This is a genomic window from Flavobacterium aquicola (assembly GCF_003385115.1).
Classification (GTDB): domain Bacteria; phylum Bacteroidota; class Bacteroidia; order Flavobacteriales; family Flavobacteriaceae; genus Flavobacterium; species Flavobacterium aquicola.
Window position 1 is genome coordinate 156406 of record NZ_QUNI01000008.1, and the last position, 20673, is coordinate 177078.

Below are 20673 nucleotides of genomic sequence, written 5' to 3' on the forward strand. Positions count from 1 at the left end.
TTTACCTTTTTACAACATTAACTATTTAATATCAAGACTACTAAGATATATATTTTTTAAAAACAACGCATCCATTAACATCTCCGAAACCAAAACTTGCCTTTAAAACAACATTTAAATCGGTTTCAATCAGTTTTAAAGGAACTTTCGAAGCATCTATAACCGTTTCAATTTCAGGATTTAAGTCTTCACAATTTCGATTTGGGAAAACAAATCCTTGATACAATTGCAAAACAGTGGCAACGCTTTCAATACTTCCAGCTGCTGACAAACAATGCCCTACAGTCGATTTCAGCGAATTTATATAAGGAAAATCAATTCCTTTTCGGTTTAAAGCCGTACTCCAATTCAGAATTTCCAAACCATCCTTTGCAGTTGCTGTAAGATGACCGTTAACAGCATCAACTTCCTGACCAGTAATTCCAGTACTTAACATCGCACTTTGAATACATTTTTGAACAGCAGCAGGATTTGGCGCAGTCAATGTTCCTAAACCTCTTTGCCCTCCTGAATTCAAGGCTCCTCCAGTAACTTCTGCATATATCCTCGCACCGCGTGCCAAAGCTGTTTCTAAATCTTCCAGAACCAAAGCTCCCGCACCGCTTGCAGGAACAAATCCCGATGCACTGGCAGACATTGGCCTTGAACCTGTTTCAGGCGATTGATTGTGTTTATAAGTACAAACTCTCATTGCATCAAATCCCCCCCAAATATAAGGTCCGGAATCACTTGTACTACCAGCTAAAATGCGTTTTGCCTGCCCAGATTGTATTCGCTCATATCCCAAAATAATGCTTTCGGTTCCTGTAGTACAGGCAGAAGAATTAGAAGTAACAAGATTTCCCAATCCTAATTTCCCTCCTAAATAAGCACTGACACCACTATTCATTGTTTGAATTACCGAATTACTTCCTAAATTTCTAACTTTAAATTCATCAATTTTATAAATACTTTCCCTGAATTTATTAATTCCAGAAGTTCCAGAACCAAAGATTGTACCGCTGTCCCAATCAGGTTCGTCAAATCTTTCCATTGATAAACCGGCATCATTCCAAGCATCAATTCCTGCAATAACCCCATATAAAATGCCTGAAGAATTAAAATTTTTAAGCTCAAGCTCTGTGAAATATTTTAATGCTAATTCTGTAGAGATATCTGGCATTCCGGCAATCTGGCAGGAAAATTTTAATCTTTCCAATTCTTCAAAATGCTTTATTCCCGAAATTCCATTTTTTACCGCATGCTGAAACGCGTCAAGCCCTACTCCGTTTGGAGCTGCAACACCCATACCTGTTATGACAACGCGTTTTTTCATTTAAACTAAAATATCTGTAAAATTTCAAAAAAGTGACATTTAATGACTGCTTAGTCATTTCGATTCTGATTCAACCAACCATACCGGCAATTACACCGCTACAAACTGTTTCGCCTTTTGCATTTTGCATAGTGACTTTACATTTTAATTTTCCAAATCTAAAATAGATTTTTTCTGAAATCACTGTTACTTTTTCATTTGGAAAAACTGGTTTTATAAAATCAATATTAACTGATGTTAAACTAATTAGCGATATTTTATTCGTATTTTCATTTAACAGAAATATACCCAAGCAAACAACTCCTATCTGCGCCATAACCTCAGTTAGAATAACTCCTGGCGTAACTGGCTTATCCTTAAAATGACCATTGTAAAAATCAAGGTTTTCATCAAAAGTAAATTCTCCCTCCACTCCGTTTTCATCAATTCTTATAATCTCATCCACAAACAGAAACGGCTTAGCATAAGGCAACCTTGAAATTATATCAGTTTTTTCCATTATTAAAACAAATTTTCTCTAAAACTGCAGTAAAACTCTTTGAGCCGAAAATCCTGGCCCGAAACTCAGCATCAATCCTTTCGAGCCTTTTTTAGGTTTTTTATCCATAAATCGCTCTAAAACACACAATACAGTTGCACTTGACATGTTTCCATATAGCTTTAAAACTTCTTTGGTGTCATCAATATTTTTTTCATGACCAGAAAACAGCTGTTCAACAATCTGTATAATTTTTTTCCCTCCCGGATGAAAAATTAAATGGTCGATTGCTTCAATTTTTAAATTATTTTTTTGCAAAAAAGGATGTACAATTGCATCAAAATGAGAAGCAATTGTTTCTGGAACTTCAATATCCAAAACCATCTGCAGTCCAGAATTAGTCAGCTTAAATCCCATCATATCAATTTTATCATAAAAATGATACATCTCCTCATCCAAAATTTCAACTCCTTCATCCTCTTCAGCCGAAGAAAGCAACACACAAGCCGCACCATCTCCAAAAATAGCAGCACTCACAATATTTGCCATCGAAAAATCATTCAATTGAAATGTTGCCGTAGGACTTTCAACTGCAATAACCACTGCTTTTTTACCAGGATTTGCTTTGAGAAAATTCTTTGCGTAAATAATTCCTGAAATTCCTGCCGCACACCCCATTTCGGTAACTGGCAGACGCACAATATCCTGCCGTAATTTCAAACTATTAATCAAATAAGCATCTAATGACGGAATCATGATCCCTGTACAGCTCACAGTTATAATAAAATCCAGTTCTTCGGGCTGCCATTGTGCTTTTTTCAAAGCTTTATCCAAAACTTTCTCCCCTAAATCAATGACTTCTCTGATATAAATATCGTTTTTCTCTTCAAAAGAAGTATTTTCAAAAACCGAAATCGGATCCATTATCGAATACCTTTTATCAACTTCAGCTCCCTCAAAAATCTTCTTTACTTTTCGAATAAAACGCTCCTCCTGCCCTTCTAACCAAATATCCAAAAATGGAAGAATTTCCTCAGTAGTTCTTGAAAACTTCGGTAACTGCTTGGCAACACATTTTATTTTTACACTCATTATTTCATTTGATAGTTATATTTGAAATCAATAAAATCTAATCCATTTATTTTTCAATTATCCATTGATACCGAAAAGCCCACTTCCATTGAATGCTATATTTTTTGAATCCTAATTTTTTAGAAAAAGCAATCAGTTCTTCCTTTTTAAAACCTCTCAAAATAGAAGTCAAGCCATCTTTTCGAGGCATTTCACCCAGCCTAAACACAAAACAAACCAGCTGAAATAATCGATATGCCATAGAACTTCTATGAAGATCATTAATCACAAAACCGAGTTTGGAATTTGAATAAAAAGAAATTAGCAATTTAATAATTTCATTATTTTTAAAATGATGCAACGTTAATGTACACAGTAATATATCGCATTTTATCTCTTTGAAAGATTCATCATAAACATCTAGTTTTTCATATGTGATATTTAAATAATCTTTAGACAAATCAACCGCATAATTCACAGTAAACTCATTAGCATCAATACCAATTAGTTTAAAATCCAAATTATTCTCAATTCCAAAATCCGCTAATTTCCGTAGCATATCACCATTTCCACAGCCAACATCCACAATCGTAATCAAATCTGAATTGGATGTTTTTTTAAGTAATTCAGTAACTCCTTTCAATGTCAATGTATTCCCTCCTAAAAGCTGATTTATCTGAGCAATTTTATCCAGCGATGCTTTTAAAACATCACCTTTCAAATTAAAATCGTCCATTATTTCCGGAGCTTCAGTTCTATATCTGGTATTTACAAACATCGATTTTTATTAATCAGAATTATAATTTGAAAATTATCTCTTACTAATCATTCATACATATTAACTGACCGTGAGTCCGTTTTATTATCATCGGCAATAACTTTGGGAATTTAATCATTATTTTCATCAAAAAAACACTCACCTTCTGTTTTTGTAGTATAAATGCTAAAAAACGTCCCATCCTTAATCTTTTTTCAAAATTAGAATTCCATTCACACCGATACTTCTTTTCCAATTCCTCTCTGGATTTTATTTCATTTTTATGCAGTTTCTCGATCAATTCAGAAAGAATTTTGGCGCTATGAATCGCCATAGCCATACCATTCCCGCACAAAGGATGAATCAGGCCGGCGGTATCTCCAATCATCAATATATGACCCTCAATCAGTTCTTTTTTATCAAATGACACCTGACTAATTGTTAACGGAGCTTCGAAAAGCATTTTAGTTGTTTCAAAAATCACTTTTAAATGCGGGTTTTTTACAACTATCTGATTTTGAAAATCTTCTATATTTTTATATTTTTTAAATGAATCATAACTAACCAGATAACAAATATTAACAGCATTATTTTCTACTTTTGAAACACCGCAGTACCCGCCTTCAAAATTATGCAGCCCGACTAAATCATTTGGAAATTCACCCGAATAATGAGCTTTTACAGCCAGCCAACCCGATTTTTTACTGACAAACCCGCGCTTTAATTTTTGATCAAGAACAGATCTTTTCCCAAAAGCACCAATTACAATCGCGGAAGTAATCTTTCTGCTATTCGAAGTAGAAACGGTAAAGACATCATTTTCAAAAACAATATCTTCTACAGTGTCCTGAATAATTTCACAGCCATTTTGAATTGCTTTTTGATACAGAAAAGCATCTAAAGCATAACGGCTGACACCAAATCCGCCAAGAGGCAGATCACAATGAATCATTTTACCGTCAGCGGTTGAAAATTCCAATTTTGAAATCTGTGTAGGATTTAATTCTGATATATCCAGAGAAAGCCAATCTAAATAAGGCGTAATTTCATTTGAAATATACTCTCCGCAGACTTTATGCTTTGGATACTCGTTTTTTTCGAATACAATGACTTTTAATCCAATTTTAGACAAATGAATCGCTGCTGTAAGTCCTGCTAATCCACCTCCAACAATTATTATTCCTTTGGATACATCCATATTAAGACGATTTATAAAATCATAACGATAAAGTATTGTGAAAATACACAAATCTCATTAGATAAAAGAATAAATCATTTCATTTTGGCAGAAATTAAAACTGCATAAAATTAAAATTTTGGAACTTGTTTTTTGAATTTTCAAATCCTATATTTGCTTTCGAATAAAGAAAAGCATGGAACAATTTGTAGTATCGGCCCGTAAATACCGTCCTCAGACATTTAAAGATGTAGTGGGGCAAAAAGCGATTACCAATACGCTGCTCAATGCCATAGAAAGCAATCACTTAGCTTCTGCCCTTTTATTCACAGGACCTCGTGGTGTCGGAAAAACGACATGCGCGCGTATTTTGGCTCGAAAAATAAATCAGCCAGGATATGATGATCCAAACGAAGATTTCGCCTTCAATGTGTTCGAACTCGATGCTGCTTCGAACAATTCCGTTGATGATATTCGTAATTTGATCGATCAGGTTCGTATCCCGCCACAAACCGGACAATACAAAGTATATATCATTGACGAGGTGCATATGCTGTCTTCTGCGGCTTTTAATGCTTTCTTGAAAACACTGGAAGAACCGCCGAAACATGCCATTTTTATATTGGCAACCACCGAAAAACACAAGATTATCCCAACGATATTATCGCGCTGCCAGATATTTGATTTCAAAAGAATTACCGTAAAAGACGCCAAGGAACATCTTGCTGATGTAGCTTCGAGTCAAGGTGTGGCTTTTGAGGATGACGCACTGCATATTATTGCCCAAAAGGCAGACGGAGCGATGCGTGATGCTTTGTCAATTTTTGACCGAGTGGTTTCCTTTTGCGGAAACAATTTGACACGTCAGGCCGTAACCGAGAATTTAAATGTTTTAGATTACGAAACCTACGTCACCATTACTGATTTACTTCTGGAAAATAAAATCCCAGACTTATTAATAGCTTTTAATGATATTCTTGCCAAAGGCTTTGATGCACATCATTTTGTTTCAGGATTAGCCACCCATTTTAGAGATTTATTGGTAAGCAAAACTCCTTCTACTCTTGTTTTACTGGAAGTTGGCGAGCAGGCACAAAAAATGTACGGAATTCAGGCTCAAAAATGCAGTCAGGAGTTTTTGTTAAAAGGAATAGATATTGCAAATGACTGCGATTTAAAATACAAAGCCAGTCAAAACCAGCGATTGCTTGTCGAACTTTGTTTGATGCAGCTTGCCTCTATCACTTATGATGGAGAAAAAAAAAAGTTGAGCAATTTATAATTCCGTCTACTTATTTTAGAAAAACTGCAGATTATTCGATAGCAGAAATTTCAAAAGATAAAAACCAGATTCCAGCTGCTCCAGAAAGTGCAAAAACAGTTTCAAACACTGAAATTGCTAAACCTGTTATTTCAATAGAAGAAAAACCTCAGACTTCAAATCCTGCGGTTACAGCTCCTTCAAATAACGAAGCGAAATTTTCAGCTTTGTCGCTTTCCAGTATCCGAGCCAAAAAAACTTTAGAAGAAAACTTAAAGGGATTTGTAAAGGAAGACAACACTATACTTCCTACCGAGTCATTTACTGAAACAGAAATGCTCCTACAATGGACAAAATATGCCGAACGCCTTGGGAGTAAAGGCTATAAAATTATGGAATCGTTATTACTTATTAACGACCCAAAATTAAACGGCACAAAAATTACCTTTGAATTACCCAATGAAGGATCTAAGCTGGATTTTGAAAAAGAAATGATTGGTCTTTTAGGACATTTGCGGGGACATTTACACAATCACGATATAATTATTGAAGTAAATGTAAATGAAAGCATAGAGATAAAAAGAAGTTTCACTGATCAGGACCGCTACAATCGTCTTTTGGAAATAAACCCAAATATCGAATTATTGCGGACTACTTTTGGTTTGGATTTAGACGCTTAAGAATTATTCTATGAACATTTCCTATCATAAAATGTCATTTTTATATCAATTGGTAACGAACTATAACGTTATATTTAACTTTATTAACAATAAAAAACTAAAAAATGGAAAACAAATTAGCTAATCCTGCGCCTTTAGGGCTTTTGGGTTTCGGAATGACCACAATTTTATTAAACATTCACAATTTGGGATTCTTCCCAGTAAGCGCCGTAATTATTTCAATGGGAATTTTTTATGGCGGTCTAGCCCAAATAATCGCAGGAATACTATCATACAAAAACGGCAAAACCTTTGCCGGTACCGCTTTCACTTCTTATGGTTTCTTTTGGCTTACTTTAGTTGGCATTTGGCTTTTTCCAAATACTGGATTTGAAATGGCAGGAACAACACCAGCGCCATTTTTCGGATGCTATTTAGCGCTTTGGGGAATCTTTACTGCTTTTATGTGGTGGGGAACTTGGGGAGGCAGTAAAGTGCAGCAGTTTGTGTTTTTATCCTTAACCATTTTGTTTTTTGTTTTAGCAATAGAAAAAATTACTGGTATCGAATCTTTAGCTCCAATCGCGGGAGGAATTGGTGTAATCTGCGGAAGCAGTGCTTTTTACCTAGCTGTAGCTGAACTTTTGGAAGAACAAAAAAACAAAAGAGTTTTACCTTATTAATTGCAATCTTTTGATATACAAAAGGCTCGAAACTAAAATTAAGTTTCGAGCCTTTTTTGTTTTATGCAAATCAAATTTAAGAACCAAAAGTATTGTTTATATCCAAATTCCAATCTAAATCATTGCTGTACCACAATTGTCCTTGAGAAACTTTGAGAGGACAATCAAAATTATTAGTGTACAACGCTCCAGTCCCTAAACCCTGAGGCATCGGATTGTTGAGCGTATATGTCCATTGCGCAATTGCATTCAATCCAATATTACTTTCCAAAGCTGATGTTATCCACCATCCGATATTGTGTTTTTCAGCTAATGAAATCCATTCCTGAGTTCCTCTAAATCCGCCCACAAAACTAGGTTTCAAAATGATATATTGAGGCTTGATTTTTAATAGCAAATCTTCTTTTTCAGCTAATGTAAAGACACCAATCAATTCTTCATCCAAAGCAATAGGAAAAGGTGTAGTTTTACATAGCTCTGACATACTGTCAGTGTTGTTTTTTCGAATCGGTTGTTCTATACTATGTAATTCAAATTCAGATAATTGATTTAATTTAAGTAAAGCTTCATTTGAATTAAAAGCACCGTTTGCATCGACTCTGATTTCGATTCGTTCCGGAGTGAAATGTTCCCGAATATAGCGCAATAACTGTAGTTCTTTATCAAAATCTATGGCTCCAATTTTGAGTTTTATGCAACGAAAACCATCGGCTAATTTCTCCTCAATCTGCTGCTTCATAAAAGCTTCTTCACCCATCCAAACCAAGCCGTTTATTTCGATTGATTTTGTACCATTTGTAAAGTCGGAAGGAAAAAGTAAAAAAGGGTTTTCACTGTCCAAAGACAGAAATGCCATTTCAATTCCAAACTGTATGGATGGAAATTCTAACAATGCATCCCAAAGCCAATCTTTCCCAAATTGAATATTATCACAAGCCCATTGCAATTTTTCTTCATAATCGGGACGGTCATCAATACTCAATCCTCTTAGAATACCGCACTCGCCTATTCCGATTTTTCCATTTTGTCCCAAAACGATAAAAAAGGATTCTTTTTCGGTCATTACGCCACGGGAAGTTCCTGATGGGCGTTTGAAGTTTAGAATGTATTTGTGGCAGCTTGCTTTCATATTTTTAATTTTTAATCGTCTTGTCATTGCTGGGAACAAAGCAATCACATTTAGTTTAGTTATGCAGCGCACCTTTTAGTTACTTAGGTTATTGAGGTTGCTTCGTTCCTTGCAATGGCTTCGATTGTGGAATTTAAGGATCTAAAACTTTACACCTAACAAATTGAAAGAAACCTGTTAGGAAATCGTCACCTACTCTTTAATCAACTTCAAAACCTTCTCAAAATCCTCATTCTTAATTCCGGCTTTTTTGAAAGCTTCGATGTCCTGTTCGGTTTTTTGAACCCAGCTCAGGCTGTCAGTTACGTTTTGATTTTGATATTTTTTGTAGATTTTTTTAGCTTCTTTGTAATTATCGTTCAGAAGGTATGCGTGAGCGAGATTCAATTGAACCAATAATTCAATATTGTCCAGTTTTTCGCCATCCAGCAGGTATTTTAATGCTTTCCCATATTGTTTTGTCATTAAGTAACTATTTCCGATAGTGCTATAATCTAAAACCGTTCCTTTACCATCGTTGATAATTATACCCAATTTTGCAATTGCATCGCCGTATTTGCCTTTTTTTATCAAAAGCGAGGCTTCTTTACGTAAATCAGAATAAACAGCGCTAGAAGTGCTTGTTTCGCTAAAACAGGAATCACCTGCATCTTTAAAAACTTTGGAACGCTCTACTGGCAATAATTTTTGAAACTCCTGATATCTGTACTTAGATTGTATTTTATCCAAAACACATACACAAAAATTATCCGAATTGGTCATTTTTTGAGCCATATTGGAAGTTTTGCATTGATCAATAATCATTTTTCGATTATCGACACTCCATCCTCGGCTTAATTTTTTATCAACCCAAGGCACAACTTCCAAAATTATCTTTTGTTTCATAATCCAGTTTTTGCTTTCGAAACCAAACCATAAAGCAGATGAATTATCGCTTAAACAGCTTGATTTATCTATCGAAAGCCTTTTGGCATCTTTACTTACAGGTGTATCCTGAATTAAACAAGACTCTAGTGTTTTTCCAGAATCTTTGTATTCTACAGCTAATTTATCGGTAGGAAAAATTGCGTAAGTACATTTGTCGTCCCCTGATATTTTTGAAAGAATAAAAACAGCTCCAGCTGAACCTTGACTGATTCCTGTTGGATCTGGAATTGATTTTAGAACAGAAACCAAACTGCTAGCCAGTTGCTGATTTTCGTCTAGAAGTGTTATTCTATAAACAATTTCAGTGGTTCCTAAAGGTAAATCCTCAGTTTTGATAACGATTCTATCTCTGGCTGAGACATTGATTTCTTTTGTGGTTGATCGGTCTTTATCCCAATAACCGTCTTGTTGTGCAAATGTATTTACTGCAGAAAGAAATGTTATGAATAAAAGAAGTTTTTTGGTCATTATAAAAATGATTGAAAGATTTAAAATTGAACAATTTCGGATTACAATTTAAAAATGTTCTTGAAATCTGGAATGCCCTAGCCCAGATGGAAACGGCATCCTGTTGTCCCGGGGTTCGGGACAACAGATATAGTGGACAGCTGGAAATAGCTCCAAATTATAATTCAATGAAATCGCCTATTTCAAGCAACATTAAGTCTTTTCCTTTGTCGAAAAATTTCTTAATAGCTTCTTCATGATTGATTTCAATATAACCAAAGGTATCGTAATGAATACCGAGGATTTTATCGCAGTCCACAAAATCGGAGGCGATTATGGCGTCATCAATATCCATCGTAAAATTGTCGCCGATAGGGAAAATTGCCAAATCGAGTTTAGTACGCATTGGGATAAGTTTCATATCCATCGTTAAAGCAGTATCGCCGGCAATATAGATATTTTTATGCTCTCCTTCGATTACAAAACCGCCAGGATTCCCGCCATTGCTTCCATCGGGAAATGAACTGGAATGAATTGCGTTGACATATTTTACTTTTCCGAAATCGAAATTCCAGCTTCCGCCGTGGTTCATTGGGTGTGATTGAAAACCTTTTTTACCGTAATATCCTGCGATTTCAGCATTGGAAACAATTACAGCATTGGTTCTTTTGGCAATTGCTTCTACGTCGAGTATATGATCGCCGTGAGCATGAGTCAAGAGAATAAAATCGGCCTCCAGTGTATCAATATCAATATGTGAAGCTTTTGGATTTGCCGAAATATAAGGATCCACAATAATGTTTTTACCGCTTACTTCAATTCCCAAAGAGGCGTGACCGTAGAATGTTATTTTCATCTTTTTTAGCTTATTATTGTTAGACTAAAGAGTGCTTTTTTTTTAAATTACAATTGATTTTTGACATTGCTATTTATCTTCCTCCTAAGAAAACATTCACAATGATGTCTGAAATCAGCGAAATCATTGATAGAGATAACAATATAGAAAGCAGAAAGGTACTCAAAGCTACTTTTTTCAATTCTGGATCAAGCAGTTTTGGATCTTGATTTTTAGAAACTGTGATTAAATGCTTTGTCAGCGGAATATATGCCAATAAAAACAAGTATTGATCGAAACGAAAGTTACTCAGAACCGCAAAAGCAATAACTGAAACCATGGCGGTAATTATTAAAAAATAATGGTATTTTTTAGCCTTTTCGCCACCTATTTTAACCACGACAGTATTTTTTCCGGATTTAGCATCCGATGCCTGATCACGCATATTGTTCAGATTCAAAACTGCTACACTCAATAATCCGACAGCAATTGCAGGCAGAATTAAAATGGCATCCAATTGTTTTGAATACAAGAAATTAACGCCCAGAGTACTTACTAAACCAAAGAAGACAAAGACAAATATATCTCCATAACCACGGTATCCGTATGCAGAACTTCCGACAGTATAACGAATTGCGGAAGCTATAGCCAAAATTCCTAATACCAAGTAAAATAAAGAATACACAAGATTACTTTCTCCAAAGGCAAGGTAAATCAAGAATATTGCCGAAAATAATGTAAGTACTGAAGTGATTACCAAAGCTTTTTTCATTGCCTGCGGAGTGATTACACCGCTTTGAATAGCACGTTTTGGTCCTACTCTGTCTTCATTGTCGGTTCCTTTTACACCATCGCCGTAGTCATTGGCAAAATTGGAAAGCACCTGCAGACCCAAAGTTGTTAATAATGCAAACGCAAATATTTTCCAGTTGAAAACTTCACTTGGAGTCAAAATCTCATTGGTTGGGTTTGCCTGTGCATACATACTTCCCACTATAATTCCGGAAACGGATAATGGTAATGTTCTTAATCTTGCTGCTTCAATCCAGTGTTTCATATTTTTTGTTTAAAGTTTAAAGTTTCATGTTTAGGTTTCTAACTTAAAAACCTAAAACTTGAAACTATTTTTTTTACATCCAATTGCTGTCGGAAGTTTCCATTTCGTACAGCCAAAGGTTGACGTATTGTTTTATTGCTGTAAAATTACCTAATTGAAAACTAATATTTCCTCCTGCGGTATGTAAAGTTAAGGAACCAATGTTGATATTTTTGTGCCAAAATAACTGCGAAGTTGTAATTGCTTGAATTTTACTAGGAATAATAATTTTATTTGTCACATCCCAAGCCCCGCTTTGCAGAATTATAAAGTCATCATTAATGTAAAGACGGTTATTTTTGAATATAAAAAACTGAATAGTCCCTACAAAAACAATATACAGCGTTGCAAAATAATCAACATTTGGAAGCTGTTCAATTATAAGGTCTCTTATAAAATAAAATCCCAGTAATGGCAATCCGATGGTTAGAAAAACTGCAAATCCAAGCTTTCTAAAATTTGGTTTTAGCATTGCTCCTTTTTCAGGTATTTTTTGAAACAGCAATTTTAAAATTGCGTCTTTTTCTAAATTATTACAGCCAGGAATTTCAATATGCTGTTTGTGATCTTCTTTTTCTCCGCCAGTTGCCTGTTTTATTTTTAAATGCAAAACATTCATTTTCTTTTGGAAAAAATTCTGCGTAATACTTGTAATTTGAACTTTTTCAGGTTTTATAATGGTACTTTTAGTGTTCAGCAATCCATAAGAAAGCAGTAAAGAACCTTTTTGTCTCGCTATTTTATAATCAAAATAAGTAAATATGGTTCTGACCAAATTAATAATAATTACTGTCAGAAAGAAAAGGATAAATAAAATCAAAAATGCTGTTGCAATCTGGCTTTCTCCAACATAATCCTCAATGTTTTCATCGTGCAAAACATCTCTTCCGGTAATTTGTTTGATATGATCGAAAAGAGAGATAAAAAATGCTAACAGTACAAAAAAACTTTTTACATAATTTGACGTAATTCCAATTTTCAATAAGCTCAAAAAACTGATTTTCATAAAGGGAATTTCTGCATCAGCTGTTTTTTCTGCTGGAAATTCATCAGAATCTATATGCTCATCAGTATTAACCACATTTTTTTTATCATTTTCTAATAAACGTGCCTTCAAATCTAATGCTAATGCATGTGAAATAGCTTTAATATTCCCTTCCTTTTTGTTGGAACCCGCAGTATCGACTGCTAATTCATAAACACCAACCAATCTTTGAATTAAAGACTGGTTAATATTTACTTGCTGAATTTTATAAAGCTGTATTGCCGTTTTTGTTTTGTTAAAAACGCCTTCGGTTATGATAAATTCTTCATTTTCCTGATCGATATAAAATGTAAAATTCAGGTATTTAAAATAGGAAACAATTCCGATGATTAAAAAAACGGCCAAAGTCCCTGCCAGTAGATAGATTTTATTGACTTCATTGAATTTAAAAATCCAAATGACCAAAATCGGCCATAAAGCCTTGGCGTATGCCTGAAGTGAATACACAAACATAACCAAAATCCCCACAATGGATTGCCGTTGTGGCTGATTAAAATCGGCACTCATTATAATTGCTTTTGAATTTTCCCCATCAGCAGCTGTTTTATATTCTCGGCCTGCTCTTTAGCAATTCCAGGTATCATTATATCACTTGAACTGCCTCCTGCAGTAAAAATTTCGACTTTAGCCAAACCAAAAAAACGAGAAATCAAGCCTTCATGTAAAGACACATGCTGCACTCTGTTATAAGGAATTACAAGAGTATTTGTAGCTATTATTCCATGTCTGAATAGCACATCGTGATTTCGAAATGCAAATCCTTTTTTCTTAAAACCTAATCGAGAAAAGAAAACCACAAGCAATAACAAAATCACATAAACTATACCGAATTCCATAATAAACGGATTGAATTCCTCATTAAAGTACAATATAAGTCCTGCTACTATCCCGCTAATCAGAAAGAATGAGGCAACTGACACCAAAATCACTTTCCAATAGTCTGGGTGTAATACAGAAAATTGCACTTCTTCAAATTTAGGCAGTTGAGTAGTATCAATAGTTTCGTTTATAAAATCTTCCATTTATTAAATTATTGTTTCGTTTACACGTTTCAGTTTCAAACGCAAAACTTTAAACTATTTTAAACTTTCAAACCTTTTTTAAGGCAGCCATTTTTTTTCAAAATTCGGCTTGCGTTTTTCTAGAAATGCATTTCTGCCTTCTTTAGCTTCTTCAGTCATATAAGCAAGTCTGGTTGCTTCACCAGCAAAAACCTGTTGTCCTACCATACCATCATCCGTTAGATTCATTGCAAATTTGAGCATTTTAATTGCCATTGGTGATTTACCCAAAACTTCCTGTGCCCACCGATAAGCTGTTTCTTCCAATTCAGCATGCGGGATAACCGCATTGACCATCCCCATTTCAAAAGCTTCCTGAGCCGAATAATTTCGTCCTAAAAAGAAAATTTCACGTGCTTTTTTCTGCCCCACCATTTTAGCTAGATAAGCAGAACCGTAACCTCCGTCAAAACTGGTTACATCAGCATCAGTTTGTTTAAAAATAGCGTGCTCTTTACTTGCCAAAGTCATATCACAAACCACATGTAAACTATGTCCACCTCCAACAGCCCAGCCTGGAACTACAGCAATAACCACTTTCGGCATAAAACGAATCAGACGCTGTACTTCAAGAATATTCAAACGATGCTGACCATCATCTCCTACGTAACCTTGATGTCCGCGGGCATTTTGATCACCACCGCTGCAAAAAGAATAAACACCATCCTTAGAAGAAGGTCCTTCAGCTGAAAGCAAAACTACTCCTATTGATGTGTCTTCCTGTGCATCATAAAATGCTTGATATAATTCAGATGTTGTTTTGGGTCTGAATGCGTTACGTACATTAGGTCTATTAAATGCTATTCTTGCAACACCATTATATTTCTTATAGGTTATATCTTCAAATTCTTTAGCGGTAATCCAATCCATTCTATGAGTTTTTAAATTATTTAGTGTAAAAATAAGGCATTTTTTTTCATTTCTAAAAGCAAAAAATGTTTTAACGTTTTTCAAATTTATTAATCCATTATGAATTCAAATCATAACTGATAAAAACAATAAAACAGAGATGTTATTTAAAAACAACAGATTTTGAAGACAAAACAATAATTAGCTTTATAAATGGAGCTGAATTTTATATTTATTACATATTTTCATTACAAACAACATTAGGATTGAAAAAATAAATGACCAAATAATGCCTGGCATACCTTCCCTGAAATAATCGGGAATAATATGAAAACTGAAGACTAGAGTAAAATAGTAGATAACGCCTGGTAAAATATAAAACAATAGCGGATTTGCTGCAGCAGGTATAAAGAAACTGCTCCATTTTGTTTGTTTTTTAATTTCTATTAACAAATAAAGAAAATAAAACAATATAGAACAAATACATGCTGAATACATTGTCCTTTATTTTCATAAATTTTTAATAGTTTATTCAAATATAAAATAAGCAAACAAAAATGGAGGAAAGAGGTTATCTTATATACAAAAAAAAAGAGGGATAACATTTCTGTTATCCCTCACAGTGGGCTGTCAGGGTTTACAGTCGAACACTTAATCCCTATTTTAACTTTTTTTGAGAACTTAAAGTAGGCCTTATGAAAATTCAAATCCTGCCGAGCTCTGTATAGTTACTCTCATTTTTACCAAATATTTTTTTAATTATTAGTATACTTTTAATTGGGTCTGCTGATTCTTAAATTTTCATTTTTATATAAATCAGGATTTTCTATAATTGTTGCAATAAATGTCACAATGCTTTTTCGGAAAATAATAGAACCCGATTGGTCGGATGCTTTCTTCTGTGTCGAATCGTTGCGGGCACAGAATGCAATTCTGTGCTATCGTTGTGAGAACATATATGCGCCATCGTGCATTGCATGATTCAGTCCAATAAACATCAAGCCCGTTAATACTCCAATATTTTCGCAAATTACTTCATCATTATCATAAGTTCTTTGAAAGTATATTTATTATATTTTTTGCTTGGTTGTAAAGGCGGAGGTGGTGGACTCTTTATTGCTTTAATTTTTATCATAAATTCATTCGACTGATAATCATTAAAATCGTACTTTGAAATGATATTTCTAAATTCTTTTTTTTTGATATTTGTGTTTTTTATTTTTTCTTTTATTTTATTTCCACATATTTTCAATGAAACTTTATAATATTTTGAGGGCAAAACTTTATACCTCTTCAAATAATCAGACTCATCTTGTTTATAAAGATTAATTACAAATTGCCTTTCTTGATTTGGTAAAAACAGAATAGTATTATTTATTATTTCAGATTTAAAGTCCTCTCCGTTTTTTGTACTAGAATTATAGTTATTAAATGTCGATACAGGTATGAAAGATTTATTTTCATTCAATTGTAAAAAATCTAAATACATTTTTGAAGAATTAATATTAGCAAATGTCATTTTACTTTGGTAAAAAACACCTAGATTTTTTACATCTAAAAATAAATATTTATTTTTAGATGTATTATTAATTATTCTTATAACAACTTCTGCCTCGGAATTCGATGTTGCTGTTATTGTTAAATCTTTTTTCTGTGAGTAAAAATTCAATGCAGAAAGGCTGAAAATAAACATTAATATATTTCTCATCGGTGGTACAATTTAGGATCATAAAAATAATTACTGTCATTTGAAGCACCTAGACCTCTAACAAAGTTAAACGCCCCTTTTTCAAAATAATCGGTATAAGCATTTTGCAATCTGTTACCTCTAAAATCGTTAATATTTCGTAAATTATACATTGTAGTTCCAGCACTTCCTGAATAAAAATTTCCTGCATGATAATATTCATGCAAAATACTTCTTGCTAATATATAGTTTGACTTAAAAGCAGATTTATAAAATTTAATCGTAGTTTCGCTATCACCATAACCATTCTCACTCATAGAATAATCAAAATCACCATTTTTAGATCCGTTAACGCCTCCCACTTGTACTTTAGATCTATTTTCATTCGCTCTCATATCTTTATTAAACAAACTGTGTACTTCTTTTTTTACACTAGATACAGAACTTAAACTTTCTTCTGGCACGCCATCAGGATCTGATAAAGATTCTCGAATTGCATTGCGGTCCTCAATCATATGATTGGCGTGATTCAGTCCAATAACAACTAATCCAGTAACAGCACCTTGCCAAAAATTACCATCAGTAAGTTTTGCTCCAACACCACCCGCTCCCCTAAGTCTTCTTTTAAAGAAAACGTTATCTATTACGATTGCTGTGCGAAGTCGGGAGACTTCGCACCCACTGTTATATGCCGTTCTTATATTTTTAAAAGATTTATTTGGAATTTATAATATATTCGTTTTTAAAAACCTACGTTGCTTGCCAACTGCAACGGATACCATGTAGGGAAGACTTCGCACAGCACCCCAGATTTTAAGACTATTTTTTTAGGAACTCTTTGTAGAGCGGGACAATACTATCATTAAAATATGTATTATTCCTGCAAAAATCACTATATTACATTAACATGCGAGGCTTTCTTTTTATAAAAACTCTTAACGAGTCTTCTGCTTTTTTATAGCTATTCTTATTAATGATAATTTGCTTTATTAAATTTCGAAACTTTACCGTTTTAATTTCTTGATTTTCAAAAAAACAATTTTTAATTTCATAATATGAATTAATTATTGATCTTGATTTTATTTTATTGTTTTCAAAAATAATTATCTCATCATGCAATGATGCTGTCGTTGAATTTTCATCAAAATACCAAAAGTCACCGCACTTATCATTTAGATTAAATTTATTATAATAATCAATTATATTATTTTTTTCATTTTTAGTAAAAATTATTGTGTCTTCATATATTAATCCATCGTAATCAATTAATATTTTTTCACTTTTAAAATCTATTGTAATGTCTTTCTCTATAACAACTTTTACATTATTTATATTTTCATCATAATGTACCTTCTTTGAGCAAGAAACTATAAATAAACTTAATACAAGTACTGATCTGACTATTTTATCCATGTTGGTACTATTTTATTGAAATTTCGCCAGCCATAACTCTTAGGAAATAATCCAGTTTCTTGAGGAACATAATCAAAATTATATACTATAGATTAATCCTTACTAAATTGTGAAGTTGCTCTTTCTGAATAATTATCAAAATTACTAAACCCTGATTTCCAATGCCAGGCATGCATGAATTCGTGTTTAAAAACCATATTTCTAACATATATACTTTCCCCCTTTAGATTTGGTGAAATAGTAGTCTGGCATTTAATTTTACCATACCATTTATCTTTAAATTCTCTTGTATACCCAGGAATAGTTTCTTTTTTCAAATTAGTAATACCTCCACTTGAATCCATTTCATATCCAGGTTCAAGATTATTTTCGTTTCCAAGAAAAACAGATGTACCAACTTTGTCTTCAACTTCTGCTAAATTCATTCCATCGACACTTCCTATATTTGTATCATAATCATCTCTCATTTCGGCATTATTGCCATATTGCGAATTAGACAAGGGTATCTTTCTTAAAATATCATATAATGTCAGAAAGAATAAACCATCAGTTCCTTCGCACAACAAATTCAAATGACTTGACATTAAACAATAGACATAAATTTCTAATCCTTTTTTTCTTGACAATGTTTCAATGCATTAGTAATAATATATTTTTGGTTCAATCTTGTAAAAACATTAATCCAGCCTACAGTTGTTATCGTTACAAAATAGGCTTCTTAGGTTGTGGTTGCTTTGTATTTTGTTGACACTTTTTTATGTGACTTACCTTAGCTTTGTGTCTCATCGTTGCGGGCACAGAATACAATTCTGCCTATCGTTGATCAAATCAATTGGCTTTTAAAACATTCCTTTTTTAACGTTCTCCTCGTTTAGCTGGAAATTTTTCTTTAATACAGGACTTAAGACTATCTGCACTTTTCGTATTAACAGAAACACCTAGACCATTTCTGTAAATAATTTCTAAATATCTAACACTTCCAAAATCATTATTTTTGGCTCCAATATTTAAAAAATAAATTAAATATCGTTTTTGACTCTCATCTAATTTATTTATTCCTCCTAAATAATCAATTAAACTTTTTTCTGTTCCATCATAATTATTTGATTTTCCAGAATAAAATTCCAAAAAATCTTCAAACAAATTAGTGCAATATTTATATTTTTTAAATTTTTCGACCATCATTAATGAATATGGTAGTATTTCATCTTTTCTTAGATTATTATAAGAATAATATAACTCTAGTTCACTATATGCTAGGTTGTCTCCTTTAGAAGTAACTAGAAACTTATCCCTTTTTATTCTTTCTTCATTAAAATAATTTGATTTATGAAAATCTTTTTCAAGACTACTCATTTTATAAATATTGCTATTTTCTTTTTTATTATAAGTGCCATTTTCTTTTTTACATGAAACTAGCATACAAATAACAAGTAATAATATATGTTTCATTTTTATTTATTTTTAATACTATTTATAAGGGATCCGCCTTGCTATATATTATAATGTCCATAATAAGTTATACCTTTAGAACGATACTGAACTTTTCCATTAGAAGCCCAATAACTTGATGGTTCAATCTTGTAAAAACATTAATCCATCCTACAGTAGTTATTGTTACAAAATAGGCTTCTTTGGTTGTGGTTGCTTTGTATTTTGTTGACACTTTTTTATTTTAGAACACATAAAAAAGCTATAAATAAAAATTATTTACAGTTTTTTTATGTGACTTAGCTTAGCTTTGTGTCTCATCGTTGCGGGCACAGAATGCAATTCTGCGCTATTGTTGTGAGAACATATCTGCGCCATTGGTTTCTTGTTATTATTTAAAATCTAAATCTATATTTTTATTCTTTTTCATTACTTCAAATTCATTAAATGTTAATGGTCCAAAAACTATGTCTTTATCTTTTTGGATAATATAATAATTGATTTTATTTCTGAACATACTTTTACAGAAAGAATCATTTTTAAAAATACTATCTACAACTATTTCTGTATCCTTATTTTTAATTAATTTATGAATATCATAGATGGATGTTTTTTTATAAATCAAATCAACTAAACTGCCCTTTTTACTTTCAAGATAGTAATTGCTCCACAATTTTAGATCGTTTAAATCGTCTTTTATATTTTGAAGTAATAATTTTTTATTTGGAATTTGTTTTACAATTATATAACTATCATTATTGTTGATACCTACTATATCAGTATAAACAAATGTCTTCTCAAAGGCATATTTTTCTTTTGACTTATAAACAATTGAACCATAAGGACAACCAACATCTTTCGACTCATAGTCAGGTAAATAATAAAAATTATTTCCCAAATCTGTTTCATCTTTGCAACTAACAAAACAAATTATAAAGATGAATAATAGATTTTTTCTTATAATTTTCATATACTTTTTTTTAATTTTAGCGTAAATTAAAAACACTTATTGAGGGATTTAGATAATGTATCATAAAATCTTTCCCTGTATATAAAGCTCCCGTGCTAGGGTTTTGTCCTACAGGTTCTTCTATTCGTGTCATCAAATTTCTTACCACATTTTTAATACTATTTATTGTTTGCTCTATAATCATAATGATAGGGCTGATCTTGTACTTCTATTGAAAATAAACCAGTTTTTTTTAAATGAAGTCCCTCCCTATGTTGCAGAAGTTTCGTATTTTAATTTTATAAATGCTTCGTGGGTTTCAATTGAAAATTTATTCGTAGCCTTAACATCCAGACCAGTCAATTAATCTATTATCAACATTAATCTCTACTCCATTACCATT

The 20673-nt window shown here is 32.8% G+C and carries 21 protein-coding genes and 1 pseudogene; 3 read left to right on the forward strand and 19 right to left on the reverse strand.

The window, feature by feature from the left end; all coding sequences use genetic code 11:
- Positions 1–40 precede the first annotated feature (40 nt).
- The 5 genes from C8P67_RS14685 to C8P67_RS14705 all read right to left on the reverse strand — a co-directional run bounded on the left by C8P67_RS14685 (position 41) and on the right by C8P67_RS14705 (position 4819).
- Entirely contained in the window at positions 41–1315 is a 1275-nt protein-coding gene (locus C8P67_RS14685) for a beta-ketoacyl-[acyl-carrier-protein] synthase family protein (protein WP_115813923.1), read from the reverse strand.
- A 70-nt stretch (positions 1316–1385) separates the two neighbouring features.
- Positions 1386–1814 carry a 3-hydroxyacyl-ACP dehydratase FabZ family protein gene (locus C8P67_RS14690; protein ID WP_115813924.1) on the reverse strand — a complete coding sequence of 143 codons (429 nt, stop codon included), beginning with the start codon at positions 1812–1814 and terminating at the stop codon, positions 1386–1388.
- Positions 1815–1832: 18 nt separating this feature from the next.
- A complete protein-coding gene (locus tag C8P67_RS14695) occupies positions 1833–2885 on the reverse strand; it encodes a type III polyketide synthase (RefSeq protein WP_115813925.1) in 1053 nt (350 codons plus the stop codon).
- Between the two features lie 46 nt (positions 2886–2931).
- Positions 2932–3642 (reverse strand): methyltransferase domain-containing protein, encoded by a 711-nt coding sequence (locus C8P67_RS14700; RefSeq protein WP_115813926.1) that lies wholly within the window; start codon positions 3640–3642, stop codon positions 2932–2934.
- A gap of 43 nt (positions 3643–3685) precedes the next feature.
- On the reverse strand, positions 3686–4819 hold the full coding sequence (locus C8P67_RS14705; protein WP_115813927.1) for an NAD(P)/FAD-dependent oxidoreductase: 1134 nt from the start codon (positions 4817–4819) through the stop codon (positions 3686–3688).
- 175 nt (positions 4820–4994) lie between these two features.
- On the opposite strand from C8P67_RS14705, the gene dnaX reads away from it, so the two are divergent.
- The 3 genes from dnaX to C8P67_RS14720 all read left to right on the forward strand — a co-directional run bounded on the left by dnaX (position 4995) and on the right by C8P67_RS14720 (position 7401).
- The gene (gene dnaX / locus C8P67_RS14710; RefSeq protein ID WP_115813928.1) at positions 4995–6080 is read left to right on the forward strand and encodes a DNA polymerase III subunit gamma/tau; all 1086 of its coding nucleotides are present in this window, start codon (positions 4995–4997) and stop codon (positions 6078–6080) included.
- A 206-nt stretch (positions 6081–6286) separates the two neighbouring features.
- A complete protein-coding gene (locus tag C8P67_RS14715) occupies positions 6287–6739 on the forward strand; it encodes a DNA polymerase III subunit gamma/tau (RefSeq protein ID WP_245980465.1) in 453 nt (150 codons plus the stop codon).
- A 104-nt stretch (positions 6740–6843) separates the two neighbouring features.
- Positions 6844–7401 carry an acetate uptake transporter gene (locus C8P67_RS14720; RefSeq protein WP_115813929.1) on the forward strand — a complete coding sequence of 186 codons (558 nt, stop codon included), beginning with the start codon at positions 6844–6846 and terminating at the stop codon, positions 7399–7401.
- 76 nt (positions 7402–7477) lie between these two features.
- On the opposite strand, the gene C8P67_RS14725 is transcribed toward C8P67_RS14720, so the two are convergent.
- The 14 genes and pseudogenes from C8P67_RS14725 to C8P67_RS14790 form a co-directional block, all read right to left on the reverse strand.
- On the reverse strand, positions 7478–8530 hold the full coding sequence (locus tag C8P67_RS14725; protein WP_115813930.1) for an o-succinylbenzoate synthase: 1053 nt from the start codon (positions 8528–8530) through the stop codon (positions 7478–7480).
- A gap of 192 nt (positions 8531–8722) precedes the next feature.
- Positions 8723–9925: a tetratricopeptide repeat protein gene (locus tag C8P67_RS14730; RefSeq protein ID WP_115813931.1), complete on the reverse strand. Its 1203-nt coding sequence runs from the start codon at positions 9923–9925 to the stop codon at positions 8723–8725.
- Positions 9926–10082: 157 nt separating this feature from the next.
- Complete coding sequence (locus C8P67_RS14735; protein ID WP_115813932.1) at positions 10083–10760, reverse strand: metal-dependent hydrolase; 678 nt, start codon at positions 10758–10760, stop codon at positions 10083–10085.
- A 73-nt stretch (positions 10761–10833) separates the two neighbouring features.
- Positions 10834–11796: a 1,4-dihydroxy-2-naphthoate octaprenyltransferase gene (gene menA / locus C8P67_RS14740; protein ID WP_115813933.1), complete on the reverse strand. Its 963-nt coding sequence runs from the start codon at positions 11794–11796 to the stop codon at positions 10834–10836.
- Positions 11797–11869: 73 nt separating this feature from the next.
- Positions 11870–13387: a PH domain-containing protein gene (locus C8P67_RS14745; RefSeq protein WP_115813934.1), complete on the reverse strand. Its 1518-nt coding sequence runs from the start codon at positions 13385–13387 to the stop codon at positions 11870–11872.
- On the reverse strand, positions 13387–13902 hold the full coding sequence (locus C8P67_RS14750) for a PH domain-containing protein (protein ID WP_115813935.1): 516 nt from the start codon (positions 13900–13902) through the stop codon (positions 13387–13389). Before C8P67_RS14750 ends, C8P67_RS14745 begins: the two co-directional genes overlap by 1 nt.
- A 78-nt stretch (positions 13903–13980) precedes the next feature.
- Complete coding sequence (locus tag C8P67_RS14755) at positions 13981–14811, reverse strand: 1,4-dihydroxy-2-naphthoyl-CoA synthase (protein ID WP_115813969.1); 831 nt, start codon at positions 14809–14811, stop codon at positions 13981–13983.
- Positions 14812–15820: 1009 nt separating this feature from the next.
- Positions 15821–16498, reverse strand: coding sequence for a hypothetical protein (locus tag C8P67_RS14765; protein WP_115813936.1), 678 nt, complete (start codon positions 16496–16498; stop codon positions 15821–15823).
- The gene (locus C8P67_RS14770) at positions 16495–16992 is read right to left on the reverse strand and encodes a hypothetical protein (protein WP_115813937.1); all 498 of its coding nucleotides are present in this window, start codon (positions 16990–16992) and stop codon (positions 16495–16497) included. Before C8P67_RS14770 ends, C8P67_RS14765 begins: the two co-directional genes overlap by 4 nt.
- A gap of 382 nt (positions 16993–17374) precedes the next feature.
- Entirely contained in the window at positions 17375–17890 is a 516-nt protein-coding gene (locus tag C8P67_RS14775) for a hypothetical protein (RefSeq protein WP_115813938.1), read from the reverse strand.
- A gap of 92 nt (positions 17891–17982) precedes the next feature.
- Entirely contained in the window at positions 17983–18516 is a 534-nt protein-coding gene (locus C8P67_RS22350; protein WP_147298240.1) for a hypothetical protein, read from the reverse strand.
- Between the two features lie 229 nt (positions 18517–18745).
- Entirely contained in the window at positions 18746–19342 is a 597-nt protein-coding gene (locus C8P67_RS14785; protein ID WP_147298241.1) for a hypothetical protein, read from the reverse strand.
- Positions 19343–19451: 109 nt separating this feature from the next.
- A pseudogene (locus C8P67_RS22160) lies at positions 19452–19556 on the reverse strand (REP-associated tyrosine transposase); the annotation flags it as partial.
- A 156-nt stretch (positions 19557–19712) separates the two neighbouring features.
- On the reverse strand, positions 19713–20291 hold the full coding sequence (locus C8P67_RS14790; protein WP_115813941.1) for a hypothetical protein: 579 nt from the start codon (positions 20289–20291) through the stop codon (positions 19713–19715).
- Positions 20292–20673 lie beyond the last annotated feature (382 nt).